Origin of the sequence: Geobacter benzoatilyticus (assembly GCF_017338855.1) — a bacterium.
GTDB lineage: Bacteria > Desulfobacterota > Desulfuromonadia > Geobacterales > Geobacteraceae > Geobacter > Geobacter benzoatilyticus.
In genome coordinates this window covers 1,073,699-1,100,481 of record NZ_CP071382.1, presented here as the reverse complement: position 1 = coordinate 1,100,481, position 26,783 = coordinate 1,073,699, and the positions used below count along the sequence as shown (strand labels likewise).

22 protein-coding genes and 3 tRNA genes are annotated in these 26,783 nt (G+C 60.9%); 15 read left to right on the top strand and 10 right to left on the bottom strand.

Annotation, left to right across the window (positions count from 1 at the left end; translation table 11 throughout):
* Positions 1-46 precede the first annotated feature (46 nt).
* The 10 genes from serS to JZM60_RS05200 all read left to right on the top strand — a co-directional run bounded on the left by serS (position 47) and on the right by JZM60_RS05200 (position 6,592).
* On the top strand, positions 47-1,318 hold the full coding sequence (gene serS, locus JZM60_RS05245) for a serine--tRNA ligase (protein WP_207164460.1): 1,272 nt from the start codon (positions 47-49) through the stop codon (positions 1,316-1,318).
* A gap of 147 nt (positions 1,319-1,465) precedes the next feature.
* Positions 1,466-1,551 (top strand) — tRNA-Ser (locus JZM60_RS05240).
* Positions 1,552-1,574: 23 nt separating this feature from the next.
* Positions 1,575-1,667: transfer RNA gene (locus JZM60_RS05235), tRNA-Ser, on the top strand.
* Positions 1,668-1,714: 47 nt separating this feature from the next.
* Positions 1,715-2,206 carry a DUF2155 domain-containing protein gene (locus tag JZM60_RS05230; protein ID WP_241426377.1) on the top strand — a complete coding sequence of 164 codons (492 nt, stop codon included), beginning with the start codon at positions 1,715-1,717 and terminating at the stop codon, positions 2,204-2,206.
* Between the two features lie 3 nt (positions 2,207-2,209).
* Positions 2,210-2,286, top strand: a tRNA-Arg gene (locus JZM60_RS05225).
* Between the two features lie 218 nt (positions 2,287-2,504).
* Positions 2,505-3,602, top strand: a complete 1,098-nt coding sequence (locus tag JZM60_RS05220; protein WP_207164459.1) for a hypothetical protein — start codon at positions 2,505-2,507, stop codon at positions 3,600-3,602.
* A gap of 23 nt (positions 3,603-3,625) precedes the next feature.
* Positions 3,626-4,129 (top strand): tRNA adenosine(34) deaminase TadA, encoded by a 504-nt coding sequence (tadA, locus tag JZM60_RS05215; RefSeq protein ID WP_207164458.1) that lies wholly within the window; start codon positions 3,626-3,628, stop codon positions 4,127-4,129.
* A 295-nt stretch (positions 4,130-4,424) separates the two neighbouring features.
* The gene (elbB, locus tag JZM60_RS05210; RefSeq protein ID WP_207164457.1) at positions 4,425-5,078 is read left to right on the top strand and encodes an isoprenoid biosynthesis glyoxalase ElbB; all 654 of its coding nucleotides are present in this window, start codon (positions 4,425-4,427) and stop codon (positions 5,076-5,078) included.
* 36 nt (positions 5,079-5,114) lie between these two features.
* Positions 5,115-5,720 carry an outer membrane beta-barrel protein gene (locus JZM60_RS05205; protein ID WP_207164456.1) on the top strand — a complete coding sequence of 202 codons (606 nt, stop codon included), beginning with the start codon at positions 5,115-5,117 and terminating at the stop codon, positions 5,718-5,720.
* Positions 5,721-6,154: 434 nt separating this feature from the next.
* Positions 6,155-6,592 carry a GSU0071 family protein gene (locus tag JZM60_RS05200; RefSeq protein ID WP_207164455.1) on the top strand — a complete coding sequence of 146 codons (438 nt, stop codon included), beginning with the start codon at positions 6,155-6,157 and terminating at the stop codon, positions 6,590-6,592.
* Positions 6,593-6,681: 89 nt separating this feature from the next.
* Here JZM60_RS05200 and nrfD read toward each other — a convergent pair whose 3' ends face one another.
* The 6 genes from nrfD to pruA form a co-directional block, all read right to left on the bottom strand.
* Positions 6,682-7,923 (bottom strand): NrfD/PsrC family molybdoenzyme membrane anchor subunit, encoded by a 1,242-nt coding sequence (gene nrfD / locus JZM60_RS05195; RefSeq protein ID WP_207164454.1) that lies wholly within the window; start codon positions 7,921-7,923, stop codon positions 6,682-6,684.
* 2 nt (positions 7,924-7,925) lie between these two features.
* A complete protein-coding gene (locus JZM60_RS05190) occupies positions 7,926-8,699 on the bottom strand; it encodes a 4Fe-4S dicluster domain-containing protein (RefSeq protein ID WP_207164453.1) in 774 nt (257 codons plus the stop codon).
* The gene (locus JZM60_RS05185) at positions 8,692-9,174 is read right to left on the bottom strand and encodes a cytochrome c3 family protein (protein WP_207164452.1); all 483 of its coding nucleotides are present in this window, start codon (positions 9,172-9,174) and stop codon (positions 8,692-8,694) included. Before JZM60_RS05185 ends, JZM60_RS05190 begins: the two co-directional genes overlap by 8 nt.
* 55 nt (positions 9,175-9,229) lie before the next feature.
* Positions 9,230-9,922: a peroxiredoxin-like family protein gene (locus JZM60_RS05180; RefSeq protein WP_207164451.1), complete on the bottom strand. Its 693-nt coding sequence runs from the start codon at positions 9,920-9,922 to the stop codon at positions 9,230-9,232.
* A 12-nt stretch (positions 9,923-9,934) separates the two neighbouring features.
* Positions 9,935-10,144: a GSU3473 family protein gene (locus JZM60_RS05175; protein ID WP_207164450.1), complete on the bottom strand. Its 210-nt coding sequence runs from the start codon at positions 10,142-10,144 to the stop codon at positions 9,935-9,937.
* A 133-nt stretch (positions 10,145-10,277) separates the two neighbouring features.
* Entirely contained in the window at positions 10,278-13,292 is a 3,015-nt protein-coding gene (gene pruA, locus JZM60_RS05170; RefSeq protein ID WP_207164449.1) for an L-glutamate gamma-semialdehyde dehydrogenase, read from the bottom strand.
* Positions 13,293-13,410: 118 nt separating this feature from the next.
* On the opposite strand from pruA, the gene JZM60_RS05165 reads away from it, so the two are divergent.
* Entirely contained in the window at positions 13,411-13,701 is a 291-nt protein-coding gene (locus tag JZM60_RS05165) for a J domain-containing protein (RefSeq protein ID WP_207164448.1), read from the top strand.
* A gap of 1 nt (position 13,702) precedes the next feature.
* On the opposite strand, the gene JZM60_RS05160 is transcribed toward JZM60_RS05165, so the two are convergent.
* The 4 genes from JZM60_RS05160 to JZM60_RS05145 all read right to left on the bottom strand — a co-directional run bounded on the left by JZM60_RS05160 (position 13,703) and on the right by JZM60_RS05145 (position 19,935).
* Positions 13,703-16,807: an efflux RND transporter permease subunit gene (locus JZM60_RS05160; protein ID WP_207164447.1), complete on the bottom strand. Its 3,105-nt coding sequence runs from the start codon at positions 16,805-16,807 to the stop codon at positions 13,703-13,705.
* 84 nt (positions 16,808-16,891) lie between these two features.
* On the bottom strand, positions 16,892-18,136 hold the full coding sequence (locus tag JZM60_RS05155; RefSeq protein WP_207164446.1) for an efflux RND transporter periplasmic adaptor subunit: 1,245 nt from the start codon (positions 18,134-18,136) through the stop codon (positions 16,892-16,894).
* Positions 18,133-19,440, bottom strand: coding sequence for a TolC family protein (locus tag JZM60_RS05150; RefSeq protein ID WP_207165489.1), 1,308 nt, complete (start codon positions 19,438-19,440; stop codon positions 18,133-18,135). The genes JZM60_RS05155 and JZM60_RS05150 overlap by 4 nt, the downstream gene beginning before the upstream one ends.
* A gap of 126 nt (positions 19,441-19,566) precedes the next feature.
* Positions 19,567-19,935, bottom strand: coding sequence for a hypothetical protein (locus JZM60_RS05145; protein WP_241426375.1), 369 nt, complete (start codon positions 19,933-19,935; stop codon positions 19,567-19,569).
* A gap of 390 nt (positions 19,936-20,325) precedes the next feature.
* Between JZM60_RS05145 and JZM60_RS05140 the strand changes: the two genes are divergently transcribed.
* The 4 genes from JZM60_RS05140 (at position 20,326) to JZM60_RS05125 (ending at position 26,721) form a co-directional block, all read left to right on the top strand.
* Positions 20,326-21,603: a TolC family protein gene (locus tag JZM60_RS05140; RefSeq protein ID WP_207164444.1), complete on the top strand. Its 1,278-nt coding sequence runs from the start codon at positions 20,326-20,328 to the stop codon at positions 21,601-21,603.
* A gap of 51 nt (positions 21,604-21,654) precedes the next feature.
* Positions 21,655-23,001 (top strand): efflux RND transporter periplasmic adaptor subunit, encoded by a 1,347-nt coding sequence (locus JZM60_RS05135; RefSeq protein WP_207164443.1) that lies wholly within the window; start codon positions 21,655-21,657, stop codon positions 22,999-23,001.
* Between the two features lie 37 nt (positions 23,002-23,038).
* Positions 23,039-26,176: an efflux RND transporter permease subunit gene (locus JZM60_RS05130; protein ID WP_207164442.1), complete on the top strand. Its 3,138-nt coding sequence runs from the start codon at positions 23,039-23,041 to the stop codon at positions 26,174-26,176.
* 71 nt (positions 26,177-26,247) lie between these two features.
* Entirely contained in the window at positions 26,248-26,721 is a 474-nt protein-coding gene (locus JZM60_RS05125) for a hypothetical protein (protein WP_207164441.1), read from the top strand.
* The last annotated feature ends 62 nt before the right edge of the window (positions 26,722-26,783 follow it).

The following is a 26,783-nucleotide window of genomic DNA, read 5'->3' as shown; positions in this document are numbered from 1 at the left end:
ATGCTAAGAACTATAGCTTTAATGCCTGAAAAGTAAAGGACTTACCATGCTTGACCCCAAATATCTGCGGGAAAATCTCGAGGTCGTTGAACAGCGTCTTGCCACTCGTGGCGGAGGGCTAAACCTGGGCAGGTTCCGGGAACTGGACTCCCGCCGCCGTGAACTGCTCAGGGAGGCGGAATCCCTGAAGGCAGTGCGCAATGCTGCCTCCGAAGAGATCAGCCGGATCAAGGACAAGAGCCAGGCCCAGCCCCGCATTGCTGAAATGCGCGAAGTTTCGACAAAGATAAAGGCGCTCGATGAGGAGCTTCGGGGGGTTGATGACGAGCTTCAGCCGGTCCTGTTGACGATTCCCAACGTCCCCCACGAATCGGTGCCGGTCGGCGCATCCGAGGCCGACAACAGGGAAGTGCGGAAATGGGGCGAGCCACCGCGGTTCGGCTTTACACCCAAACCCCACTGGGAGATAGGCGAAGGGCTCGGCATTCTTGATTTCGAGCGGGGGGCAAAGCTCACCGGTGCCCGTTTCACCCTTTACCGGGGGGCCGGCGCAAGGCTGGAGCGGGCGCTCGTCAATTTCATGCTTGATCTGCATACCGGCGACCACGGCTACGTAGAAATGCTCCCGCCGTTCATGGTGAACCGCGAGAGCATGACCGGAACCGGTCAGCTTCCCAAATTCGAGGAAGACCTGTTCCGTCTGGATGGCACCGATTACTTCATGATTCCCACGGCAGAGGTGCCGGTGACCAACATCCACCGGGGCGAAATCCTGAAGGGAAGCGACCTTCCCCTTTCTTACACTGCCTATACCCCCTGCTTCCGTAAGGAAGCGGGCTCTTACGGCAAGGATGTGCGGGGGCTGATCCGGCAGCACCAGTTCAACAAGGTGGAGCTGGTCAAGTTTGCCCACCCGTCATCCTCCTACTCCGAGCTGGAGCGGCTTCTGGACAACGCCGAGGAAGTGCTGCGCCGGCTCGGCCTCCACTACCGGGTGGTGGAACTCTGCACCGGCGACATGGGGTTCTCGGCTGCAAAGACCTACGATATCGAAGTGTGGGTCCCTGCCCAGGACACGTACCGGGAGATATCCTCGTGCAGCAACTTCGAGGACTTCCAGGCCCGCCGGGCGTCCATACGCTTCCGTGAAGACGAAAAAGCCAAGCCCGAATTCGTCCATACCCTGAACGGTTCCGGTCTGGCAGTCGGTCGTACCCTTGTTGCAATACTTGAGAATTATCAGCAGGAGGATGGGACGGTTGTGGTTCCGGAGGCCTTGAGGCCCTATATGGGCGGCTGTACGGTCATCGGTCTGTAGAGGTGCGCGGCTAAAAAATCCGTTGCACGCCCCATGAAAGTGTGGTACATAAAACGTTCCGCTTGGATGGCTTTGCACGTAAGAAGAAGGATGTGAAGCCCCTTGCTTGGGCGGTCAAGTGGGATCGGCAGGATCGGTTGGGCTCCCGGAGGAGTGGCCGAGTGGTTTAAGGCGGCGGTCTTGAAAACCGTTGAACGAAAGTTCCGTGGGTTCGAATCCTACCTCCTCCGCCATTAATTATAATAATGAGTTTCAGGGAGAGATGGCCGAGTAGGTCGAAGGCGCTCGCCTGCTAAGCGAGTATACTGGGAAACCGGTATCGAGGGTTCGAATCCCTCTCTCTCCGCCAGTTACTGCGCGTCGGTGGTGGCGCTGCCTAAGGATTGAGGAGGCATTGTGGGTTCGGTTTTAAGGCTGTTTGCCGTAGTTGCCGTTGTGACGTTTGCTCTTTCCGCATGCAGCAAAAAAGAAGAAGCAAAAACCGAGGGAATGCCTTCTCCTCACGAGGGTGTGGCGCCGAAAAAGAAAGAGTCGGTAGTCGTTGTTCCCGACAGCGTCAAGGGTAAGTGGAAAGCGGTCAAAATAGCCGTTACCGACAAAACCGCCAACAAGGAGACCGTCTACACGGTCAATATCGGCTCTTCGCTGACGGTTCCCGATTCCGGTCTTACCATTGCGGTGGACGCGTTCCTCCCCCATTTCACAATGGACGGAACGACTTTGACGTCTCAGTCCAATGAGCCCAAAAACCCGGCCGCACAGATCCGGATTCTTGAGGGGAACAAAGAGCAGTTCAAGGGATGGCTTTTTTCCCTTTATCCGACAACCCACTCATTCAGTCATCCGAAATATGGATTCACGCTGGTGGATTTCATCCCTGCCAGTTAATACGCGCTCGTAGCTCAGCTGGATAGAGCATCAGACTACGAATCTGAGGGTCGGGAGTTCGAATCTCTCCGAGCGCGCCATAAAATCAGGGGGTTACGGCAAATGCCGTAACCCCTTTGTTTTTGGTTTTTCACCCGTCCTGCCCGAGATAATTACTCCTCCTCCCCTTTGCGACAGCCTGTTTTCGTGGGGGTATCCCTGTCGTTTGGCTGGGCCGGATATATGTCCGGGGGAGGGAAGATGGTATAAAACATGCTTCACCAGTCAGTGAAGCGTCCATATCCGATTTGGAGCATCTGTGAAATTCAAGAGTCGATACAGTCTCATTTCGTGCATTTTTCTTGTATTGGGGGCCGTCTGCGTCATCTCCTTCGCCCCTGCAGGATGCAAGCTTAATAAGGTTCAGCGGTCGGATGAACAATCCATTGACACTGCCAAGTCAAAAACTGTCGCGAACAGCGCACTGCCGCCGGCGGAGCCTGTTGCCCCGGAGTTCAAGCCCCTGAGCAGCGCCAAGGGTCCGGTTTCTGCCATTAAGTACAGGGCTGGCGAGGATCCTGTGGCGGCTGCAGAGGCAGGGTGGCCGGTGAAGGGCCCCAAGCAGTTGGCGGGAGCGGTTCTTCCCACAAAGCGCATTGTGGCGTATTACGGCAATCCCCTTTCCAGGAGGATGGGCGCTCTCGGCGAGTACGAGAAGAATGAGATGCTGCACCGCCTGAGGGATGAGGCTGCGCGATGGGAAAAGGCAGACCCGGCGATGCCGGTGCAGCCGGCTCTCCATCTTATTGCGGTGGTGGCCCAGTCTGATCCGGGCAAGAGCGGCAAGTACCGGATGGTCATGCCGGATGATATCGTGACCCAGGTGCACAGCTGGGCCCGAGAAGCGAAAGCGCTCCTGTTCGTGGATATCCAGACGGGACATGAGGATATCCGGACACTTCTCCCGCGGTTCGAGTGGATACTTAAGAATCCCGATGTACATCTGGGAATCGACCCCGAGTTCAACCTTGTCAAGAGCGGTGCAAAACCTGGGACAAAAATAGGTACCTATGATGCCTCCGACATCAATTACGTCAGCGGGTATCTCCGGGACCTGGTGAAAACGTACAATCTTCCCCCCAAGGTGCTGACGGTCCACCGGTTTACGCAGAGGGGCGTCACCAACGCCCGGGACATAGCTCTGCGCCCCGAGGTGCAGATAGTCATGAATATGGACGGATGGGGGGCGCCGTCCCTGAAGCGGGGTTCCTACGATAGATACATCGTCTCCGAGCCGGTTCAGTATGCCGGTTTCAAGCTTTTCTACCACAATGACACCAAGAAAGGGGATCCGCTGATGACTCCCGGTCAGGTGCTCAAGCTGAACCCCAAACCTCTCTACATCCAATACCAGTAATCATGGAAGAAAGCCCAAAGCCGATGGCGCGCACTGCAACCAAAACCGTGCGGGATGATTACTACTGGATGGGGAAAGCCCTGCGGGAGGCGCAAAAGGCTGCCGAGCGGGGCGAGGTTCCCATCGGAGCGGTAATCGTCAAGGACGACAGGGTGATTGGACGTGGGTACAATCTTCGCGAAGGGAAGCAGGACCCGTCTGCCCACGCCGAAATGATTGCCATCCGCCAGGCTGCGAAGCGGATGTCCGCGTGGCGGCTCAACGGCGCGGTTCTTTTCGTGACTCTCGAGCCGTGCCTCATGTGCATGGGGGCCATCATTCTGGCCCGGCTCGACCGGGTAGTCTTCGGCTGCTACGATCCTAAGGGTGGGGCAGCCGGTTCCCTGTATGACCTGTCCGGTGACCAGAGGCTGAACCACCGGGTTGAACTGACACCGAGGGTGCGGGAGGACGAATGCTCTGGCATCCTCAGCAGTTTTTTCAGCGATCTTCGTATGCGAAAAAAATTGGACCGGGAAAAAACGTAGCGGCAACTTTGATGCTCCCCTGCCTTTTATTACCCCCGCAGTACGTATAGCTGCCCTCCACCCTTTTAATCATTCCTTACCAACCTCCAGACAATGTTTCGTCCGAATCAACCGAAACTGTTTTCTGCTTACGCTTTTATCGATCTGCCTGCGTCAAGTCGGTAAAATCGCTACTTGCGGAAGGTCGTGATAGCGATTAAACTTTACGACACTGCCGTTGACCCTCTCATTACGGTGATTTATCCGGCACGTCGGTTTTTCGCCATTCCACAACGAAACGCAAGGAGAAGAGAGTATGAAAAAGATTGGATTTGTCCTTTCCGGATGTGGAGTTTACGACGGCAGCGAGATTCACGAGGCGGTTATCACCTTGCTGGCCATTGACCGGAACGGAGCCGAAGCGGTCTGCCTGGCTCCAGATGTGGATCTACGGGAGGTCAACCATCTGAACGGCCAGGAAACCGGCGCAACCCGCAACACCCTGGTGGAATCGGCCCGGATCGCCCGCGGCAAGATAAGGAACATCGCCGAGGTCACGGCGGGCGATCTTGATGCCGTCATCTTCCCGGGAGGTTTCGGCGCCGCAAAAAATCTCTGCAACTTTGCCGAGAAGGGAGCAGGGGCATCGATTCATCCCGAGGTTGCACGGCTAATTCGGGAGATGGCCGAGAAGAAGAAGCCCATCGGAGCCATTTGCATCGCTCCGGCTCTCATTGCCGCAGCCCTTGGGCGTGACTTCAAACCGAAAGTAACCATCGGCACCGACGCCGGCACGGCGGCAGCCATTAACCAAACCGGCAGCGAGCATGTGAATTGCCCCGTCTCCGAGTTCGTGGTGGACAAGGAGCACAAGATCGTCAGCACCCCCGCCTATATGCTTGCCGGCCGCATTTCCGAAGCTGCCGAAGGGATCGAGAAGGCGGTCAAGGCGGTTGTTGACATGGCGTAAGTTCTTCCGGACACGGCTCTTCAAGGAGGAAGGACAATGAAACGTTTCACCACCTCACTATGCCTCGCTTTGATGGTTGCCGGCTGCAGCGGCACAGCTTTGGCCGACAGCATCAAGGGGAGGCTCGGCATTACCGGTCGGCTCGGTTTCATCGCTCCCGCCGAAAATGATTTCGATGACCGCAAGCTGGAGACGGACGCTGGTTTCATCGGTGGCGGTGGAGTTATCTACGGCATTACCGACAGCCTGGCAGCCGAGATCGAAGTGACGCATACGGAGTTTGATGCCGAGGGTGTATCAGGTCATGACGAAGGGAATTTTGAGGTCGTGAACATTTCTATGGGGGGGCAGTACCGTTTCCTGATGCCCCAGACCAGATTTGTCCCCTATGGAGGGTGTGGCCTGGATGTCCTGATCGGCGACTATACGCGCCCATCCGGGAAGGATGCCCATGTGGATACGGCTATCGGCGTTCATATCAGCGGCGGCGTTGATTACTTTTTTAACAGGCAGTTGGTCTTTACCGCCGAGCTGAAGGGAATAGTCGCACCGGAGGTGGATATGTCCGCTGAAGGGACCTCTGGGAATTTTGATCCGAGCGCCATTGTGGGCACTGTCGGGGTCCGGTACTTTTTTAATTAGCTGCACCCGGTTGGAGGGAGTCCCATGGCTTCCCTCCAACCGGGGATCCCCCCTTTTTTGCATTGACACAAAAATATCCAGAGGCACTTCGCACTATTGCGAATTGCCCTACAGCCCCCCATACTCCGCAAAGGCCCGCCACGCAACGTTCCGAGTTGCTTCACGGCAAAATCTGCTGACTGTCAAGCAAAGTTCCAAAAGTGTAGTAAAATAATATACAAGTCCGAATTGCCTGTTACTACTGAAGAAAAACCATTAAACGCGAGGAGCGGGACGCCTGGCACGATTTATGTAGAATGTGAGTGCAGATGTTGCGAAATGATAGGGAGTGGCAGAGAACAACATCATTTCGCGACATTAACGGCTGTTTCCACCGGAGAAAGTTTCCGGCTTTCGTATTGCAACGAATGGGAAAGTAGACACAGGGGTGGCGTATGGACACGACAGTCATCGACGAAGCCATTGACAAGTATGTGAACGAACGGATGAAAACGGGCAGGAAGTCTGCCGCGGAGCGCCTCATTTCCTATGCATACCTGAAATATGCAGGGGATGAACTGGCTGAATTCCTCAAAAAGGTTCGGGGCCTTTCCCGCTACTACGTCGATTTCCTTACGCTTATGGAGAACCCCTTTAAGGGACCCGAGCTGGCCTGGCTTGCCTCCATGATCGCCGTTGGCATTGCTTCGTGCTACATGATGGGGAACGAGGACCTTCGAATTGCCGGAATCTTCGTCTTCTCCGGCACATTGGTCCATGCCTGGTCCCTGGTCCTCATGGTTGCCAAAAAGTGGCGCGATATCGGGGTTATGATTGCCATCTACCGGGAGATTATCGAGATAGTTGAGGGAGAAACTGAAACCATGGCGTAGATCGCGGGTGACAGATAATCTACCATGCGGAGTGATTCAAGAGGGCGGCCTTCAGGGGCCGCCTTTTTCGTGTCCTGGAATCGGGGTGGTCAGGGAAGTTCCTTCTTTTCGAAAAGGGGGAATACGCGAGAAAGCATCCAGAAGAGAACGAAGGGTACCGATCCTATCATCATGGCGCCGAAAAGCCCCTCTTTGAAGGTCTCCGCGTCGTGGGGCCAGATGGGGAGGTGGTAGTGCATGAATCCGGCAAAGGAGGCGGAGAAGGCCTGGCCGCCGATGACCACGTTCCACCGCATCATGAAGACGCCGAAAAGCACCAGGAGCGTCCCCACTACCGCCCGCCGGATGGTGAGTCCGGGGAGGAGGAAGAGGATGAAGGGGACCAGGTTGCCGAGTCCGTACTGGAGGATGAAGATGGCGGTGAAGTCCTTGCCATAGATGACGCTCCGGAGGATGTCCCACGATTTCACCGCCGTGTACCCCCGGAAGATCAGGTCGAGAAGCTCCAGGGTGATGGCGAGTATGAGGAACATGATGAGGTATTTCGACGTCATCCGCACCACCTGGGTCTCCACCCCCCCAAGGTCATCCGGGTAGGTATTCTGTCGCCGGCGTCCCGCGATAAGTTTCCGCAACTCCATGGTGACGATATAGGTGAGGATGCAGAGGGCGATCCCCGAGACCACCGCCGAGCAGATGAAGATGACCGGCATGAGGGGGGTCATCCAGAGGGCGTTGGCCTTCACCGAACCGAAGATGAAGCCGGCGTAGCCGTGGAGGAAGCAAGCCACGGGTATGCCGACCGCGGCCAGAACCTTCACTGCCCTCTCGTCCTGTTCCAGGGCGTGGTGGCTCACATCCCAAGCCCCCATGATGAGGATCGAGTAGAGGCCCATGAGGATGGTTTCGGACCAGGTGCGGTCCTGCTTGTTCCGCAGTTCGCGGGCGGTGGCGACGAAGTATCCCCGGTAGACGAACCAGAGCTCCGAGGCAACGATCATCCCGTAGGTGAGAAAGACGATGCCGAAGGCGGCAATGGCCGAGGTGAAGTGGGGGGTCATGAGGACGTGGTGGTTGCGCAGGGGCTGCTGCAGGTGCAAGAGCAGCGGCATGGGGGCGCAGGGGAGCAGCGCGAAGGAGAAGACCAGGGAGAAGCGGGCGATCTCCTTCAGCTTAGTGACGCCGAAGACGTGGTAGAGGGACGAAAGCACGAAGGCCCCGGCCACTAGCCCCGTGAGGAACGGGTACATGACGATCTGGATGGTCCAGTAGATGTACTCGTTGGGATAGACGAAGAGCTCCTTGACGGTCCAGGCTTCCCCATGCACCATGGCTAGCGCACCTCCCTGGACAGGCCGATGTAGTAGACCTGGGGCTTGGTTCCGTACTCTTCCTTGAGGATGCCGACCCGCTCGGTCATGATAATCCTGGTGACCGGGTCATCGGGGTCCCGAAGGTTGCCGATCTGCCTGGCGCCGAAGGGGCAGGCGTCGACGCAGGCCGGCTTCATCCCCCTGGTGATCCGGTGGTAGCAGAAGTTGCATTTTTCGGCAACCTTGTGGACGGGATGGAAGAAGCGGACCCCGTAGGGGCATCCCATTATGCAGTAGCCGCAACCGATGCACCACTTCCGGTCCACCAGCACCACGCCGTCGGCGGTGGCGTAGGTGGCCCCCACGGGGCAGACCTGGACGCAGGGGGGATTCTCGCACTGGTTGCAGAGCTTCGGCACGAAAAAGGCCTTTTCGATCTCCTCGTCTTTCACTTCCCGGTATTTTCCGTCCCCAACCTCGATCTTCTTCGTGATGAAACCATCCCGGGCCGCCTTGGGGGAGTCGATGAGCACTTCGCCGTCCTTTTTCACCACGTAGCGCTCCACCCAGGTGCGGGAAACGTTGGCCTCGTAAGGGACCTCGTTCTCCAGCTTGCACGCCTTGACGCAGAAACCGCAGCCGACGCATTTGTAGGCATCCGCCAGGAAAGCCCAGCGCAACTCCGGCCTGGCCGCCAGGAGCCGTTTCGGGTCGATCAGCTCCAGGGCTGCCGCCGGCACCGCCATGCCGGCCACTATGACCATGCTCCGCTTGAGAAACTCGCGTCTATTCATGGCGTTTCAGCTCCTCCAGGTTCGGGTGGTGTGGGTCGTGGCAGAGGCTGCATTCGGCCCCGCTATTATGCTTTTCGGGGTCGATGCCGCGTATTTCCGCCCTGGCACTTGAGGGGGTGGAGAGCTTTGCATGGCATCGGATGCAGAGCCGGCGGCTACGGTCGATGGTGAGGGTCGGAGGGTCCTTGGGATGATTGAAAGCCGGGCCATGGCACTCTTCGCAGGGGATAATCCCATGGGGCGAGCGGCCGATGCTTTCCACCTTCCCGGCGTGGCATTCCTTGCAGTAGGCGTTGGTCCTGTATTTGACGGCGATCTGCCGCCACTCTTCTTCGTTGCTCTGACGATGCCAGCCGTACATGTAGCCCCGCTCTCCGATGCCGAAATCCGCAGGGACAACGAAGGCCCGAACCGCCAGGATGACAATGACGAGGCCGATGGCCACGAAGAGGGGGCGCAGGACATGACTTCTCACCGGAATGCCTCCTTCCGGGCTTCAGGGCGCCGGTTTCCTTCCGCAAGCGTGGTAATCACGGGTTACCCCCGCCATCATGCAGAGCCCGGAGCGAGTCGAGTATGGCGGCAGGCTCAAGGCGCCGGGTATAATCGGCATCAACGAAGGAAAACCTGATCGTCATGTCCTGGCCGATGACGAAGCTGCCGGGGAGGGGTAGCTCCCAGGAGTTGTCGCCGTTGTACTGCGCCAGGTCGATGCCGAAACTCAGGTAAAGCCGGCGCATTTCGGCACCCAGCGGGTAAACGAGGCCATAACTTCGCGCGATGTGGTTGCCCACGTCGCTCAGTACTTCGTATTCGAGAAAATTTTTGAGGAGGGTCGCTTGGGACTTGTCGGGTGTCTGGGGTGAAACGGCGAGAAGCTCTCCCCCGAGGCGCTTGATCTGGGGGAGGATTTTCTGGTAGGCCCGCAACTGCAGGCTGCAGTACGGTCACCAGGCCCCACGGTAGAAGGTCAGCACCACCGGGCCCCTGGCGATAACGGTTGCGAGGCGGATTTCCCGGCCGACGGCGTTGGGAAGGGTGAAATCGGGGGCAGCAGCCCCCTTTGGCACAACCCGCTCCATGATCCCGGAACGGATGATTTCATCCGCAGAGCGCTCCAATGCTGCGGCAACGCCGGGAGGAGCCGAAGCCAGGAAGTTTTGCCGCAGATTGTCCAGCTCCTTCTGCAGCTCGATGGTAAAGGTCGTCCCGTTGCCGTTCATGGGTGATTCCTGTCAGGCTGCCCGTGGGATGTTATTTTCCCGCTGGCGCCGTTCCGGCCCAGTATAATTGCCCTTGTCATGCCGGAGCTGATCGCTGCCGACGGTTACCCAGCCGTCGCTGCGGTAAAAAGCGACAATTTTCCCCGCTGCGATGTATTCGCCCAGGCGCCATGCTTTAACCATGTCATAGGAATTGTCCTCATACCTGACTCGTATTAGCATCCGTGCCACCTCCTGCGAAGGTTTAAGCGGAACAACCGGTTAAGTCACATTCTAGCAGCGTCCCGGGGCGTGTCAAACCGTAGGGAAACATGGTGTGGGACCCATGGTGACAGCTTCCCTTTGATGGGGCCTGCTACTCCACTCCGGCATCCTCGTGTCCTCTCGGTGCGAAGCCCCGCCGCATGGTATTTTCGGTCACCACCCTCGGGTCCATGAAGTGGAGGAGGTAATCGGCCCCCCCAGCCTTGGTGCCGACCCCAGACATGCGGGAGCCGCCGAAGGGCTGGCGCTCCACCAGGGCTCCGGTGATGCCCCGGTTCAGGTAGAGGTTCCCCACCCGAAACTCCCGCCGGGCCTGCTCAAGATGGGCGGGGCTGCGGCTGAAGACCCCCCCCGTCAGGGCGAAACGGGGAGCGTTGGCCCACCGGATGGCCTCATCGAAGTCCCTGGCCCGCATCACCGCCAGCACCGGGCCGAAAATCTCCTCCCGGGCGATGCGGTGCTCGGGGAGGATGCCGTCGATGATGGCCATGGGAACGTAGTATCCCTCCCCCTCCGGAACCGGCCCCTCGTAGAGGAGCTGCCCCTCCGTTTTCCCCAGCTCGATGTACCCCCTGATCCTCGCCGCGGCTTTCTCGTCGGCCACTGCTCCCATGAAGTGGGCGGGGTCCTCCGGCGGTCCCGCTGTGGTGGCCCGGGCCATGGCCACGAGCCGCTCCGCGAACCGGTCATGGATTGCGTCCAGCACGATGACCCGGGAGCAGGCCGAGCACTTCTGCCCCTGGAACCCGAAGGCCGAAAGGAGCACCTGGGGGACCGCCTCGTCCAGGTCGGCGTCGTCGTCGATGATGATGGCGTTTTTCCCTCCCATCTCGCAGATGACCTTCTTCACGTTTTGCTGGCCGGGATGGACCGTCGCGGCCCGCTCGATGATCCGAAGCCCCGTTTCCATGGAGCCGGTGAAGGCGATGAGGCTCACGGCCGGGTGGTCCACCAGGTAGTCCCCCATGGTGGCGCTGGGCCCCGGCGTGTAGTTGAAGACCCCCGGAGGGAGCCCCGCCTCCCGGAAAAGCTCCGCCAGGCACCGCCCCATGAGTGGGGTGAGCCCTGACGGCTTGTAGACCACGCAGTTGCCGGTGACGATGGCCGCTGCAGCCATGCCGGTGCTGATGGCCAGGGGGAAGTTCCAGGGGGCAATGACGGCGGCCACTCCCTTCGGCTCGTAGAGATAGTGGTTCAGCTCTCCCGGCGCGTGGCCGAGCCGCCGTGGCTCTCCCAGGCGCACCATCTCCCTGGCGTAGTATTCCAGGAAATCAATGGCCTCGGTTACGTCGGCGTAGGCCTGGTCCCACTGCTTGCCGATCTCCAGAATCTGCCAGGCGGAGAGCTCGAAGATCCGTCCGCGGGCCGCCTCGGCCGCTTTTAGAAGATATCCTGCCCGCTTCCGGGTATCCGTGTCGCGCCACGCCGGGAACGCGGCGACGGCAGCGGTGATGGCGTCATCCACCTCCTTCGTGCCGGCCTGGCAGATCTGCCCCAGCACTTCGGAGAGGCGGTTGGGGTTTACGGTGGGGAGGAGGTTGCCGGTCATGATATCCCGCCCGTTGATGAAGAGGGGATAGGTCTTCCCGAGTTGTCCACGAACCTGGGCCAGGGCCTTGGGGAAGGCGGCCCGGTGATCCGCCCGGGTAAAATCCGCCATGGGCTCATTACGGAAGGGGGGGAAGCCGCCGAGGCCTTTCCGCGCCATCTCTGGCGGTTCGGAACTGGCTTCCAGTTTCCGCTCTGCCGTCACGGCCGGGTCTTCCAGGAGCTGCTCTATGCGGGCTTCCTCGGCAAAACTCCGGCGCAGAAACGATTCGTTGGCGGTGTTCTCCAGGAGCCGGCGCACCAGATATCCCATCCCCGGCACCATGTGGCCGTAGGGGGCGTAGAGGCGGACGCGTCCCGCCACCTTGAGGATTCCCTTGCGGACTGGCTCTGCCATGCCGTAAAGGACCTGGAACTCGTAGCGGTCATCTGGCACGTTCAGCTCCCGGGCCATCTCCATGACAGCGGCAATGGTGCGGATGTTGTGGGAGGCGCAGGCGAAGTGGCAGATCCGGTGGTTTTCCAGAATCGTGCGGGCCTGGCGCTCGAAGGCGGCGTCGCTTTCGGCCTTGACGGTCCAGACCGGCACCTCCCAGCCGTTCTGCCCGGCCCTGACGGTTTCGTAGTCCCAGTAGGCCCCCTTCACGAGGCGGATGGAGACCGCGACCCCGTGCTCCTTCGCCCAGGCCAGGAGGTTGTCCAGGTCCCGGTCCGTATCCTTCAGGTAGGCCTGGAGCGCGATTCCCAGGTGGGGATAGCCGGGATGCTCGAGCCTGAGGCGGCGGAAGACCTCCAGGGTGATATCCTTGAAACGGTACGATTTCATGTCGATGCAGAGGAAGCCGTTCACCGCCATAACCTTGCGGAAGATGCGGCGCATCCGGTTCAGGATGGCGGCCACCGACCCTTCGAAATCCTGGGGATTGGCCAGGCAGAAGAGGGCCGTCGGCTTCACCGCGATGTTCACTATCGGGGCGTGGCCCCAGTCAAGGGCCGGGTCCCCCCCCGCCTCCGGAAGCCCCTGCCACTGCCCCTGCTCCCCATGGAGGGCATCCAGAAGCTCCAGGTAGGTGTTCGTATAGCTCTCGGCTTCCTCCTCGGAGAGGGTTGCCTCGCCGAGGACGTCCACCACGGCGGCAAAGCCGCCGCTGCGGAGTTTCCTCAGGTTTTTCACCGCCTCCGCCGTGGTCTCTCCCACGATGAACTGGCGGGCCATCTCCTGGATGTTCGAGGTGAGCACCTTGCCCAGCACCGCGCCGCCGAGGGAGCCGAGCATCCCCGCCACCCTGGCCCCCGTGGCCATGAAGGGGGGCATTTCGCGCTCGTCGCCGAAATATTCCCGGATGTGGCCGGTCAGGAGCTTCCCCGTGGTGAGGGAGGGGAAGACGTCCACGAAGCGGAACATCTGCACCTTGAACTGCTCGTTCCCTATGCTCCAGTCCACCATCTTTCCCACCCAGCTCCCCTTGTCGAAGAGGGAGGGCTTTTCGCCGGCGATGCTGGTGAAAAAGTCCCTGCCGCGTTCGACGATCCGTGCATTCAGTTCGCTGCTGTGCATGGCGTGCTCCTTGCCGTGTTGCCTGCCTTGTGAAAAAGCTCTGCGAGGTGCTATAAGGGTACAACCATTGTAATCCTGCCTGACAATGATGCAACGGGAGGGAAAACGAGTGCCGACCATGACCTATGACGACTTGCAGGAAGCGCTTAGAACCCTTGGGCTTGGCGACCGCGCCAGCCTCAAGGAGATAAAGGCCCGGCATCGGGAGCTGGTAAAGCGGTACCACCCCGATGCCGGCAATATGGCCGATCCGGAGCGGATTCGCCGGATCAACGCCGCCTACCGGATACTCGCCGACTATGTCGGCGCCTACCGTTTTTCCTTCACCGAAGAGGAGTTCTACACCCAGTGCCCCGAGGCGCGGATACGGATGCAGTTCGCGGACGATCCCCTCTGGGGGAAGGGTTGACTCACTGTTCCTCCTCGATGTTTCTCTTTTCAAACCACCCGTACACCGAAGGAATGACCAGCAGCGTCAGCAGGGTTGACGTTACCAGCCCGCCGACCACCACCGTTGCCAGCGGCTTCTGGATTTCGGAGCCGGTTCCGCCGGCCAGGAGCATCGGGACCAGGCTGAAGATGGCGATGGATGCGGTCATCAGCACGGGCCGCAGGCGGTCGGCAGCTCCTTTCTTTATGGCCTCCTCCAGTTCCAGCCCTTCCTCCCGCAGTTGGGAAATCCGCGACACCAGCACCAGCCCGTTCAGGACGGCAACCCCGAAGAGGACCACGAAACCCACCGATGCCGGCACCGACAGGTACTGCCCGGAGATGAAGAGGGCGAAGACGCCGCCGATCAGGGCGAAAGGCAGGTTGGCGATAACCAGGGACGCCAGGCGGATGGACCGGAAGGTGACGTAGAGGAGCAGCAGGATCAGGCCGATGGCCACCGGCCCGATGATCATCAGCTTATTCATGGCCCGCTGCTGGTTCTCGAACTGCCCACCCCAGGTGAGGTAGTATCCGGCAGGGAGCTTCACCCCTTCCCGGATCTTCTGCTTCGCCTCGGCTACGAAGCTGCCGATGTCCCGGCCGGTGATGTTCATCTCGATCCCGATCCGGCGCACTCCGTCCTGGCGGCTGATCTGCACCGGCCCTTCCACCATCTTCACCTCGGCCAGCTGCTGGAGGGGGACGTTGACCCCGGTCTTCGTGGTGATGATCAGGTTGTTGATGGCCTCCAGGGAGTTCCGCTTCTCCTCCGGCAGGCGCACCGTGATGTCGAAGCTGCGGTTCTCCTCGTAGAGCTGCGATGCCGCCTTGCCGGCAACGGCGATTTCGATCACCTTCTGCACGTCGCTGATGTTGAGGCCGTAGCGGGCAATCCTCGCCCGGTCGATGTTCACGGTCAGGTAGGGCTGGCCGGAGACCTTTTCGGCATTCAGGTCGGTACCTCCCTTGATGGTGGAGAGCACCCTGGCGATCTCCTGGGATTTCTCGCTGAGCACGTCGATGTCGTCGCCGAAGAGCTTGACGATCAGCTGCGCCCTGGTTCCGGCCACCAGTTCGTCGATGCGGCACTGGATCGGCTGGCTGAAACCGAAGGAGATGCCGGCTACGGACTCCAGGGACTCGCGCATCTCGTTGGTGAGCTCTTCCTTGGAGATGTCCCGCGGCCACTGGTCCTTAGGCTTCAAAATCCCCACGTAGCCGGTCTTGTCCGACCCCCTGGTGTCCAGGGCCACGCCGGTCTGGCCGGTTCGCGACACAATCGTTCCCAGTTCGGGGAACTGCTTCAGCTTCTGCGCGACCCGCTGGTTGACCTCCATGGCCTTGTCCAGGGAGACGCCGGGAAGCATGGAGACATCCATGTCGAAGGAGCCTTCGTCCATGGTCGGGATGAACTCCGTCCCGAGTCGGGTCACCATGACGAGGGAGGCAACCAGCAGCGTGCCCGCCACCCCCAGCACCACGCGCTTCCTGTTCATGGCGTAGTCGAGGAGCGGCAGGTAGAGCCGGTGGGCCCGCTGCATGAGGAAGCTTTCTTTTTCCGGCTCCGGCTTCAGGAAGAGGCTGCAGAGCACCGGGATGATGAAGATGGAGAGGAGCAGGGACGCCAGGAGCGCAATGGCCACGGTGATGGCCAGGGGGCCGAACATTTTCCCTTCGATCCCCTCCAGGGCCAGGATCGGGATGAAGGTGATGGCGATGATCATTTCGCCGAAGATGCTCGGCTTTCTCACCTCCATGACCGCCTTCAGCACCGTAGTCAGCTTCGAATGGCGCTCGCCCCCCTCGCTCAGGTGCCGCTGGACGTTTTCCACCTGGATGATGGTGGTGTCGATGATCATCCCGATGGATATGGCGAGCCCCCCCAGGGACATGAGGTTGGCGCTGATTCCCGTGAGCCTCATGACGATGAACGTGGCCAGGAGGGAGAGGGGGAGGGCGATGAGAACCACGATGCTCCCCCGGATGCTGTTCAGCAGCAGGTACAGGACGATCAGCACAAGGATCGACCCCTCGATGAGCGCCTTGTTGACCGTCCCGACGCTGGCCTTGACGATGTCGCTCCGGTCGTAGAAGGGAACGATTCTGATACCCTCCGGCAGGACGTTGTTTCCGTTGATTTCCTTTACTTTTTCCGCAACCCGGCGCACCACCTCGCGGCTGTTCTCGCCGCGCAGCATCATGACGATGCCCCCCACGCACTCATCCTTGCCGTCCTTCATGGCGGCCCCCATGCGAACTGCCTCACCCACCTTCACCTGGGCCACGTCGCGGATATAGGTGGGGGTACCTCCCGCCGACCTGAGGACGATGTTCTCGATGTCGCTCACGTCCTTGATGAGGCCGACCCCCCGGACGATGTACTGGTCCGTCCCCCGCTCCAGGAGGTTGCCGCCGACGTTCTCGTTGTTGCTGCCGATGGCGGTGTAGACGTCATCCACGGTTATGCCGTACTTCAGGAGCTTTTCCGGCGCCACGAGCACCTGGTACTGCTTGAAATAGCCGCCGAAGGAGTTGATCTCGTTGACCCCGGCAACGCTCTTCAGCTGGGGCGTCACGATCCACTCCTGAATGGTCCGCAGGTTGGTCAGGTAGGCGATCTTCTGCTGGGGATCAGTGGGCATCTTCCCTTCCAGGGTGTACTGGTAGATCTCCCCCATGGCGGTGCCGATGGGCCCCATGGCGACCTCGACCCCCTTCGGAACCTTCTCCCGGGCCTCGGCCAGGCGCTCGAACACCAGCTGCCGGGCGAAGTAGATATCCACGTTGTCCTTGAAGACGATGGTGACTATGGAGAGGCCGAACTTGGTGACTGAGCGCATCTGTTCGATGTCGGGGAGCCCCCGCATGGCCATCTCGATGGGGTAGGTGACGTTCCGTTCGATTTCGATGGCCGACAGGCCGTCGGCGTGGCTGACCACCTCCACCTGGATGTTGGTCACATCGGGGAAGGCGTCGATGGGGAGCTTCGCGTAGGAATAGAGCCCCGCGACGATGATCACCAGCGCCGCGAAGAGGATCATCCCCTTCTGCCGCAGGGTGTAGGCTATTATTTTTTCCAGCATCGAATTCCCTCGCATTGTAGGGGCAAACCTTGTGTTTGCCCTGAATCCGGGCGATCACAAGGATCGCCCCTACGGGTCGTTGTCTCAGTGGCCGTGTTCATCCGTCATCTCACCCTTCTTGAGCTCCGATTTGAGGATGAAGGAGCCCTTGACGGCGTAGTTTTCCCCCTCCGCCAGCCCCGACACGATCTCCACCAGGCCGCCGGCAGCCCGCCCGGTCTGCACTGGACGGGCCGCGAATTCATCGCTCCCCTCCGCCACGAAAACCACCTTTTCCCCGTCCAGATCCTGCACGGCATCCTCGGGAACCGCCAGGACCGGCGGCGCGTCGGCAGCCAGGGCCAGCTCCACGGAGGCGAACATCTCCGGCTTCAGCTTGCGCCCCGGATTGGCCACCTCGACCCTTGCCTTGACCGTGCGGGTCGCTTCGTCCACCAGGTCGGCGATGTAGGTGATCCGCCCTTTCAGCTTCAGCTCGGGAAAGGCGCTTACGGTTACCGCTGCCGGCTGGCCCCGGTGAACCTTGGCCAGATCCTTTTCGTTGATGTCCACCATCACCCAGACCGACGAGAGGTCGGCCACGGTGTAAAGGCTTGTGGAGGGGTCGGCCAGCTCGCCGACGATGGCGTGCTTTTCTGTGATGATGCCGCCTATGGGGGAGCGGACCGGCAACAGCGGCTTCCGGTGGTTGGCGTTTTTGATGTCGGACGGTGCGACGCCGTAGAGGGAGAGGCGCTCTTCATCGGTGTGCAGCTCCGTCCTGGCCATTTGATAATCGGTCTCCGCCTGGAGGATATCCTTGCGGGCCGCAATCTTCTTCTCCACAAGGGCCTTGATCCGGTCCATGCTGGACTGGGCCAGGGCAAGCCGTGTTTTCGACTGGCGGTAGCGGTTCAGGGCCTCGCCCAGTTCGACGCTGTCCAGGGTTGCCAGGGGCTGGCCGGCGGCGACGGCGTCACCGAGGGATGCCCGGACGCTGACGATTTTGCCGGCGATGCGCGGCGAGACATGGGCGATGCGGTCGGCGTTGGCCTCCACCTTGCCGGTGGCGCTGATTACGCCGGCGAGCCGCTGCTTTCCGGCCGCGGCGACGGCCACGCCGTTTTGCTTCTGCGCCTCGGCGGCCATTTTGACCAGCCCTTCCCCGCCGTGCTCGTCATGACCTTCGTGACCTTCCTTTTCACCCCCGTGCTCCTCGCTTTCATGGTGGCCGGCTTCTTTCGTTTCGGCGGGTTCGCCGCCGGTCATATGGGCAGAACGATAAATGAAGGCACCCCCGATGGCCAAGGCCAGGATAATGCCGATGATGATTCCTTGTTTCCGGTTCACTGCGCACCTCCGCTGGTTTTGTTCTGGAAATCGATTCCCACCGAGGCTTCGAGCCGCGCCAGGGCAGTCTGCCGCTCGGCCAGGGCGGCGAGGTAGCCGTCATGGACTTCGATGTATTTCTTCTGCTCTTCGATCACCGGGAGGATTCCCGCCTCGCCTAGCTGATAAGCCTCCCGGGTCAGCTTCAGGTTCTCCTCCAGCTGGGGGAGGATGCTGCCTACGTAGAGGTCGAGGGCCTTATCCGCCGCCGTCAGGCGGGCATAGTCCCCTTCGACCTCCCTGGCCACGCCGGCGCGGGCGAATTCCAGCCGGTGCCCGGCGCCCTGCTCCCTGGCCCTGGCCTCGCGGATGCCGGCCTGGTTCCGGTCGAAGAGTGGGATCGGAATCGAGAGTTTTATCCCCACGAGGTTGTCGCGGGTTTTCTCCTCGCCGAGGCCGGTGGCATCCACGCTCCGCTCGTGGGTGTAGCCGACTCCCAGGGTCACGTTCGGAATCCGTTCCGCCTCGGCCAGGGCCACTGCGGCATCACGCCCGGCGCGGGCAGCCCGGAGGGCCTTCAGGTCGGGGCGGTTTTCCAGGGCGAGGCGGGTCAGCTCGGCGGGGGGGATGGCAAGGTGGTGCCGTTCGGGAGAACCTTCGAAGCCGACGTCATCGCCGGCCGGGAGCCCCAGCAGGGCCCGCAGCCGGGCCTGAAGCGGATCTAGCCCGCGTTCGGCCTCGATCTTGCGCCCCTCGCTCCGGGCTACCTCCACCCGGGCGAGATTCACCTCCAGTTCCGGGATATCCCCCGCCGCCAGGCGCTCCTGCGTTATCTCCAGCAGTTTTCCGTTCAGCTCCACGGCCCGCAGGGCCAGCTCCCGCCGCTTTTGCGCCAGCATGAGCTCGGCAAAGGTACTCTTCACCTCCAGGGCGAGGAGCCGCTCCCGGTCGGCAATCTGCTGGAGGACTTCCTCCAGCTCCCGCTCGGCAACGGCCCGGCGCTTGGCCCGCTTGCCGACGGTGGGGAGTTCCTGGGAAAGGCCGATGGACGCGGTATTCTCGTCGGAGCTGCCGGTCATGGCGCCGGTGTCGGCCGACAGATCCAGGGTGGGGTTGGTGAAGAGCGCGGCCCGCTCCACCCCGGCCCGGGCCACCTCTTTTTCGGCGCGCAGCGCCTGCAACTCGCCATTGTTGGCCAGGGCGTACTCGACGGCCCTGGAAAGATTCAGCGGGTGAACTTCGCCGTAAGCCCCCCGGGGGACAAGGATTGCGGCTGCCAGGAGCAGATGGACTGCTCCGGACACGAAGCGATATGCTCGCATCAGGACAGAACCTCCTTATGGATTTATTCGGTTTCAGTTGGATTTCGGGATTAAAAATGGTGCTGGTGAGGTTTCGGCGAAGAGCGCACGAATATCCCCTGGGGCCGTGGAGGCCGCTGCTTCAGCACATTATGCCGTCAGCTGGGGAGGGACGAAGATGGGGCGATAAACGTCGGGCGGAGCGTTGAGATGTTCCGGGGACGACAGGCTGATGACCAGGGGGGAATAGGACAGGAGTGCCCCCTGGCTGTTCAGGGGGGCGTGGCATGGGCATGAGAGGCAACTGCCGCAATGATCGGAAGAGGATTCGTCTTCATCGGGGCAGCAGGGGGCGTCTCCCCCGCAATTTGCCTTGGCGGCCGCTTCATCGGCCGTGCCGCAGGATGTTTCAAGGGCGTGACCCGCGTCCCGGGCGAAACAAAGGCCGTTGCCCGCCATGACCGCAACGGCCACGAGGAGCACAACTGCAATTATTCTCTTGAACGGGTGAGTTCGCATAGGGCCGGGCCATGTTTTCATTAAGTTGAGTGATGATAGCCGTGCGTTGTTGAGCATGTCAATAGGCAATTCGCAAGTCATAGTTGCCCGGGCGTTTTGCCGTTGTTCTTCATGGCCCGCCGGTTGACACGGGTGAATTTCATGGCATTACTTCCTCAGTGGTTGACAAATCAACCGTCACTGCACCGGATATGGCTGAAGTGCGGTCAGTAGCTCCCGGCAGATGCCGGCCAGTCCTGAAGAATATCATGTAACGCCTGTAGAATATTCCCCACCAGCGACCGCCCGTCCTTTTCGGTTAAACACGATATAACGTGAAATCAAATAGATAGATGCATGGCACGGCTCGTGTAATGCCATGAACCATCATCCCGGAATTCAGGAGAAATCATGACATCACGCCTGGCAATCGGCTTCGTCCTCTTCGCCACGCTGGCGCTCCCCTGGGGGGCCAGGGCCGAAGAAGCAAAATCTTTCGAAAATCTTCCGCAGCTTGTGGAAACCGCCCTGACCAACAACCCCGAGCTGAAGGCGTCGGAGGCCCAGTGGGAGATGTTCCGCAATCGCGTGGTGCAGGCGGGCGCCCTCGAAGACCCGATGCTCATGCTCAAGCTCCAGAACTTCCTGATTCGAGATCCCTTGAACTCCGGGCGGGACCCCATGAGCCAGCGGGTGATCGGCATATCGCAGCAGCTTCCCTTCTGGGGGAAGCGCGATCTGAAGACCGAAGTGGCAAAGCAGGAAGCCGAGGCCCTCAAATGGCAGGTGGAGGAGCGGAAGCTGGAGCTGGCCCGGATGGTAAAGGAGACGTACTACCAGATCTTCATGACCGACAAGGATCTGGAGATTATCGGAAAGAACATCCGGATCATGGATGATTTCATCGCCCTGGCCGAAACGAAATATTCGGTGGGGCAGGGAGCCCAGCAGGATGTCTTCAAGGCCCAGACTGAGCGCTCGAAGATGCTCAGCATGAAGATTACCCTGGAGCAGCAGCGCCGTACCCTCCAGGCGACCCTCAACACCCTCCTGTTCCGCCCCGCCGAGACGCCGGTGGGGAGCATCGCAGACTTCGAACTGAAGCCCCTGGCCTGGTCGCCGGAGCAGCTCCGGGACATGGCCGGGGAAAACCGGCCGCTGCTCAAGAGCGTCCGCGCCCGGATCGAGGGGGGAAAGGCGGGGCACCGCCTGGCGGAGAAGGAGTTCTTCCCCGATGTGAACGTCTCCTTCGAGTACATGCAGCGGGATCCGGCCATGGCCGACCCCGGGTACGACATGTACGCCCTGGGGTTCACCTTCAACCTCCCGGTTCAGCGGGCGCGGCGCCACGCCATGGTTCGCGATTCATCGGCGGGGATTGCCATGGCCGAGGCGGAGCTTAATACCGTGAACAACGCCATAAATCTGGGGATTGCCGACAACCTGGCCCGGATGGAGCAGCGGGAGAAGCTTGCCGGGCTTTTCAAAACCGGGATCATCCCCCAGGCGGAGCAATCCCTGGAGTCGGCCACCATCGGCTACCGGGTCAGCAAGGTAGATTTCCTCACGCTGCTGGACAACCGGCTGACCCTGTACAACCTGGAGCGCGAGTATTACGAGTCCCTGGCCGAGTACCAGATGCGCCTCGCCCAGCTTGAGGCCCTGGTGGGCAAGGAACTGCAGGAGTAGGGCTTGCCGGGCAGGGGATGAGATTTTCCAATAAACCGTGAGGTATTGATCATGAAATTGAGCGCGAAGGTTGCCATTGCGGTGGCGGTGCTGCTGGCTGCGGCAGGGGGGGGCTACTACCTGTGGCAAGGGCGGCAGGGGGAAACCGCAAAGGGGGAGAAGACTTCCAAGGGGGAGGTGCTCTACACCTGTCCCATGCACCCCTTCATCATCAAGGATAAGCCCGGAACCTGCCCCATCTGCGGCATGGAGCTCGTCAAGAAGGTGGAGGGGACCCAGGCGGATGCCAAGGCGCTTGAGATGCTGGGGCACGTCTCCCTCTCCCCCACCCAGCAGGTGATGGCCAACGTCGCCACCGTGGAGGCGAAGGCGATCCCCCTCACCAAGGAGGTGAATGCCGTCGGCATTGTGCAGTACGACCAGTCCCGCCAGGCGAAGGTCACGGCGTGGGTTTCGGGGCGTATCGACCGGCTCTACGTCAACAGTGTTGGTGCGTACGTCTCACGGGGGAAACCGGTGGCCGAGGTCTATTCTCCCGATCTCGTCTCCGCCCAGCAGGAGTATCTTCTGGCGCTACGCAGCCGCGACCGCTTCAAGGATTCCCCCATCGCCTCCATCTCCCAGGGGGGGGAGGGGCTGGTGGCGTCGGCCCGGCAGCGGCTCCTCCTCATGGGGGTGAAGGAGCGCCAGATCGCCGGACTGGAAAAGGCCGGCCAGCCCAACATCCGCCTCCCCATCTACACACCCCTTTCCGGGGTGGTGATTGAGAAGCTGGTGCTCCAGGGGCAGTACGTGAACACGGGGGACCCCCTCTTCAACATCGCCGATCTTTCCACCGTATGGGTGGAAGTGGAAGTCTACGAGAACGAGTTCTCCTTCATAAAACTCGGCCAGCGGGTGGAGATAGTTTCCCAGTCCTGGCCCGGCAAGACCTTCTCGGGGCAGGTGTCGTTCGTCTACCCCTTCCTGGATCCCAAGACCCGCACGGTCAAGGTGAGGGTGCAGCTTCCCAACCCCGGCATGAAGCTCAAGCCGGACATGTTCGTGAACGCCATGATCAAGGTGCCGCTGGGGAGCGCCGTGGCCGTGCCGGTGGCGGCGGTGATGGACACCGGTACGCGGCAGGTGGCCTGGGTCGAGACGGAACCGGGCATGTTCGCTCCCAGGGACGTGAAGGTCGGCGCCCGGGTGGGGGATATGCTCCAGGTGCTTTCCGGGCTCAAGGAGGGGGAAAAGGTGGCGGCGAGCGGCGCGTACCTCATCGACTCCGAGTCGCAACTGACCGGGAACGGTGGCGGCCATGCCGGCCACGAGGGTCACGGCGCCGCGCCCCAGCCGGGCGCGCCCGCGCCGCCAAAGAAGAACGACGGCATGAACATGGATGACATGAAAATGTAATTAATCGGGGACCGGTTTCTGGTCCCGGGAGTCCCCTGTGATTGAAAAAATCATCGAATATTCCGCCCGAAACCGCGTGGTCATCCTGATGATCTTCGCCCTGGTCGTGGCCTGGGGAGTCTGGGCGGTGTACAAGACGCCGGTGGACGCCATACCGGATCTCTCCGACAACCAGGTGATCGTCTTCACCGAGTACCCCGGCCGTTCGCCCCAGGTGGTGGAGGACCAAGTGACCTATCCCCTGGCGGTGAACCTCCAGGGGCTCCCACGGGTTAAGGCGGTGCGGGCGTCGAGCGCCTTCGGCTTCTCCATGATCTACGTCATCTTCGAGGACAAGGCCGACATCTACTGGGCGCGGACCAGGGTGCTGGAGCGGCTAAACTACGCCGCCTCGCTCCTTCCCCCCAACGTCCGTCCCACCCTTGGCCCCGACGGCACCGGTGTGGGCCACGTCTTCTGGTACACCCTGGAAGGGAAGGGGTACGACCTGGAGCAGCTCCGGACCCTCCAGGACTGGTTCGTCCGCTACCAGCTGAACACCGTCCCCGGCGTGGCCGAGGTTGCCTCCATCGGCGGGTACGTGCGCGAGTACCAGATCGACCTGGACCCCCACCGGCTATTCGCTTACAACATCAAGGTCGATCAGGTGATGGAAGCGGTGAAGCGCTCCAACAACGACGTTGGCGGGAGGCTCCTGGAGCAGGCCGATGCCGAATTCCTGATCCGGGGTAAGGGGTACATCAAATCCCCCAAAGACCTGGAGGATATTGTGGTCGGGGCCGACATGCGCGGCACCCCGGTCTACGTGAAGAATCTGGGCACCGTGCAGATGGGGGGCGCCATCCGCCGGGGGCTCCTGGACCTGAACGGCGAGGGTGAGGCGGTGGGGGGCATCGTGGTCATGCGCTACGGCGAGAACGCCAAGGACGTCATCGACCGGGTGAAGGAGAAGATTGCCTCCCTTGAGCAGGGACTCCCCCCCGGCGTGAAGATCAAGGTGGCCTACGACCGCTCCGATCTCATCATGCGGGCCGTGGACACCCTGAAACACGCGCTGCTGGAAGAATCGGTGGTGGTTTCCCTTGTCATCCTCGCTTTCCTCCTCCACTTCCAGAGTTCCCTGGTGATCGTGCTGACGCTTCCCATCGCGGTGCTGATCTCGTTCATAACCATGAAGCTCATGGGGGTCACCTCCAATATCATGTCCCTGGGGGGGATCGCCATCGCCATCGGCGTGCTGGTGGATGCCGGGGTCATCATGGTGGAGAACTGCTACCGGCACCTGTCGGAACTCCCCCCCGAGGAGCGGCAGGAGCGGCGGCTGGAGGTGATTATCTCCTCGGCCAAGCAGGTGGGGCGGGCAATTTTCTTCTCCCTGGCCATCATCGTCCTCTCCTTCGTGCCGGTCTTTCTCCTGGAGGGACAGGAGGGGAAGATGTTCCACCCCCTCGCCTTCACCAAGACCTTCTCCATGGTGGGGTCGGCCTTCATCGCCATAACGCTCGTGCCGGTTCTCATGTACTTCTTCATGCGGGGGAAGATGCCGCCGGAGAGCGCCAACCCGGTCTCCATGTTCTTCATCCGCCTCTATTCGCCGGTCATCAAGTGGGTGCTGAAGTGGAAAAAGACCACAATCGCCCTCAACGTGGCGGCCCTGGCCATCGCCATCCCCATGTTCATGTCCCTCGGCTCCGAGTTCATGCCCCCCCTGGATGAGGGGTCGCTCCTCTATATGCCGGTGACCCTCCCCAACGTCTCCATCACCGAGGCGAAGCGGCTCATCCAGGTGCAGGACAAGATCATCAAGGGGGTCCCGGAGGTGGAGCACGTCCTGGGGAAGGTGGGGCGCGCCGAGACCTCCACCGACCCGGCGCCGGTCTCCATGTTCGAGTCGATCATCATCCTGAAGCCTAAGGAGCAGTGGCGGGCCGGGGTCACCAAGGCCGACATCGTCGCCGAACTGGACGCCAAGCTCCAGCAGATAGGGGTCAGGAACGGCTGGACCCAGCCCATCATCAACCGGATCAACATGCTCTCCACCGGGGTGCGGACCGACCTGGGGGTGAAGATCTTCGGCAACGACCTGAACGTCCTGAAGGAACTGGCGGTCCAGGCGGAAGGAATCCTGAAGGGGGTTCCCGGAGCCGCCGATGTGGTGGCCGAGCGGGTCACCGGCGGCAATTACATCGACATCGACATCGACCGGGAGGCCGCGGCCCGCTACGGGGTCAACGTGGGCGACATCCAGGACGTAATCGAGACCGCCCTGGGGGGCGAGATGCTCTCCACCTCGGTGGAGGGGCGCAACCGCTTCCCGATCCGCATCAGATACATGCGCGACTACCGGGACAGCATTCCGGCCATCCAGCGGATTCTCGTGGGGGGGATGGAGGGTGCCCAGGTGCCGCTCTCCCTGGTGACGAAGCTCAAGGTCTCCACCGGCGCCCCGGAGATCAACAGCGAGGGGGGGCTTCTCCGCTCCATCGTCTTCCTCAACGTGCGGGGGCGCGACATGGGGGGCTTTGTGGGGGAAGCCAAAACGGTGCTCGAAAAGAACCTGAAGCTACCCCCCGGCTACTACGTGGCCTGGTCCGGCCAGTGGGAGAACCAGATCAGGGCCAAGCAGCGGCTCCAGATCCTGGTGCCTGCCGGGATGCTGATAATCTTCATCCTTCTCTACTTCACCTTCCACTCGGCCCTGGAGGCGAGCATGGTCATGCTCTCGGTCCCCTTTGCCCTGGTGGGAGGGGTCTATCTGGTGACGGCCCTGGGCTACAACCTCTCCGTGGCGGTCTGGGTCGGCTTCATCGCCCTCTACGGCGTGGCGGTGGAGACCGGGGTGGTGATGGTCATCTACCTCCACGAGGCTCTGGACAAAAAGCTCCTCAAGGGGCCGGTGACCGAGCAGGACATCTACGACGCCACCTACGAGGGGGCGGTGCTCCGGCTGCGCCCCAAGCTCATGACCGTGGCGGTGGCCCTCCTGGGGCTGGTGCCGATCATGTGGTCCTCGGGAACCGGCGCCGACGTCATGAAGCCCATCGCCGCCCCCATGATCGGCGGGATGATAACTTCGGCCATCCACGTCCTCATCATGACGCCGGTCATCTTCGTGCTCATGAAAAAGCGCGATCTCAAAAATGGGAAACTGCACTATTCGGGAATGAAGCACTAATGCGGCTTCGCTCAACACATATCGAAGCCGGTAAGCAAGGAACAAATCACAAAGGAAAAGGAGAAAACATCATGAAGAAACTCGCAGTTATCATTGCCGCCGTAACATTCGCCCTTTCGGCCCCTCTGGTCGTTCTTGCCGCCGAGCACGGCCACGGCTCCATGAAGATGGACCACGGCATGCACGGTGGCAACGTGGCCCACGAGGAAGTAGTGGACGGCGTGAAGACCTCCTTCAGGGTCATCAGCATGGCCGAGCATATGAAAGCCATGAAGATGGCCATGCCCAAGGGAATGAAAGAGACCCACCATCTTGCCGTCGAGTTCAAGGATGCCAAGAGCGGCAAGGCATTGACTGAAGGTGAAGTGAAGGTTAAGGTGCAGGGGCCGGATAAAGCCGTTCAGCAGAAGGATCTCATGGGGATGCAGGGACACTTCGGGGCCGACTTCGATCTGTCGAAGAAAGGGAAGTACGGGGTCATGGCCAAGTTCAAGCTCTCCGACGGCAAGGTCAGAAGCGCGAAGTTCTGGTATGAAATGAAGTAGGGCTAGGGGGCTTCCATGCAAGACCGATCCGTTTTTGGTCTGTGTTTTGCTTAGTGCTGATT

What these genes read in the sequence shown, in the direction of transcription:
- serS (WP_207164460.1), top strand. Translation starts at nt 47, where the DNA reads ATGCTTGACCCCAAATATCTGCGGGAAAATCTCGAGGTCGTTGAACAG.
- JZM60_RS05135 (WP_207164443.1), top strand. Translation starts at nt 21,655, where the DNA reads ATGAAATTGAGCGCGAAGGTTGCCATTGCGGTGGCGGTGCTGCTGGCT.
- JZM60_RS05190 (WP_207164453.1), bottom strand. Translation starts at nt 8,699, where the DNA reads ATGAATAGACGCGAGTTTCTCAAGCGGAGCATGGTCATAGTGGCCGGC.
- JZM60_RS05140 (WP_207164444.1), top strand. Translation starts at nt 20,326, where the DNA reads ATGACATCACGCCTGGCAATCGGCTTCGTCCTCTTCGCCACGCTGGCG.
- JZM60_RS05160 (WP_207164447.1), bottom strand. Translation starts at nt 16,807, where the DNA reads ATGCTGGAAAAAATAATAGCCTACACCCTGCGGCAGAAGGGGATGATC.
- pruA (WP_207164449.1), bottom strand. Translation starts at nt 13,292, where the DNA reads ATGCACAGCAGCGAACTGAATGCACGGATCGTCGAACGCGGCAGGGAC.
- elbB (WP_207164457.1), top strand. Translation starts at nt 4,425, where the DNA reads ATGAAAAAGATTGGATTTGTCCTTTCCGGATGTGGAGTTTACGACGGC.
- JZM60_RS05205 (WP_207164456.1), top strand. Translation starts at nt 5,115, where the DNA reads ATGAAACGTTTCACCACCTCACTATGCCTCGCTTTGATGGTTGCCGGC.
- JZM60_RS05200 (WP_207164455.1), top strand. Translation starts at nt 6,155, where the DNA reads ATGGACACGACAGTCATCGACGAAGCCATTGACAAGTATGTGAACGAA.
- JZM60_RS05175 (WP_207164450.1), bottom strand. Translation starts at nt 10,144, where the DNA reads ATGCTAATACGAGTCAGGTATGAGGACAATTCCTATGACATGGTTAAA.
- JZM60_RS05125 (WP_207164441.1), top strand. Translation starts at nt 26,248, where the DNA reads ATGAAGAAACTCGCAGTTATCATTGCCGCCGTAACATTCGCCCTTTCG.
- nrfD (WP_207164454.1), bottom strand. Translation starts at nt 7,923, where the DNA reads ATGGTGCATGGGGAAGCCTGGACCGTCAAGGAGCTCTTCGTCTATCCC.
- tadA (WP_207164458.1), top strand. Translation starts at nt 3,626, where the DNA reads ATGGCGCGCACTGCAACCAAAACCGTGCGGGATGATTACTACTGGATG.
- JZM60_RS05145 (WP_241426375.1), bottom strand. Translation starts at nt 19,935, where the DNA reads ATGCGAACTCACCCGTTCAAGAGAATAATTGCAGTTGTGCTCCTCGTG.
- JZM60_RS05165 (WP_207164448.1), top strand. Translation starts at nt 13,411, where the DNA reads ATGACCTATGACGACTTGCAGGAAGCGCTTAGAACCCTTGGGCTTGGC.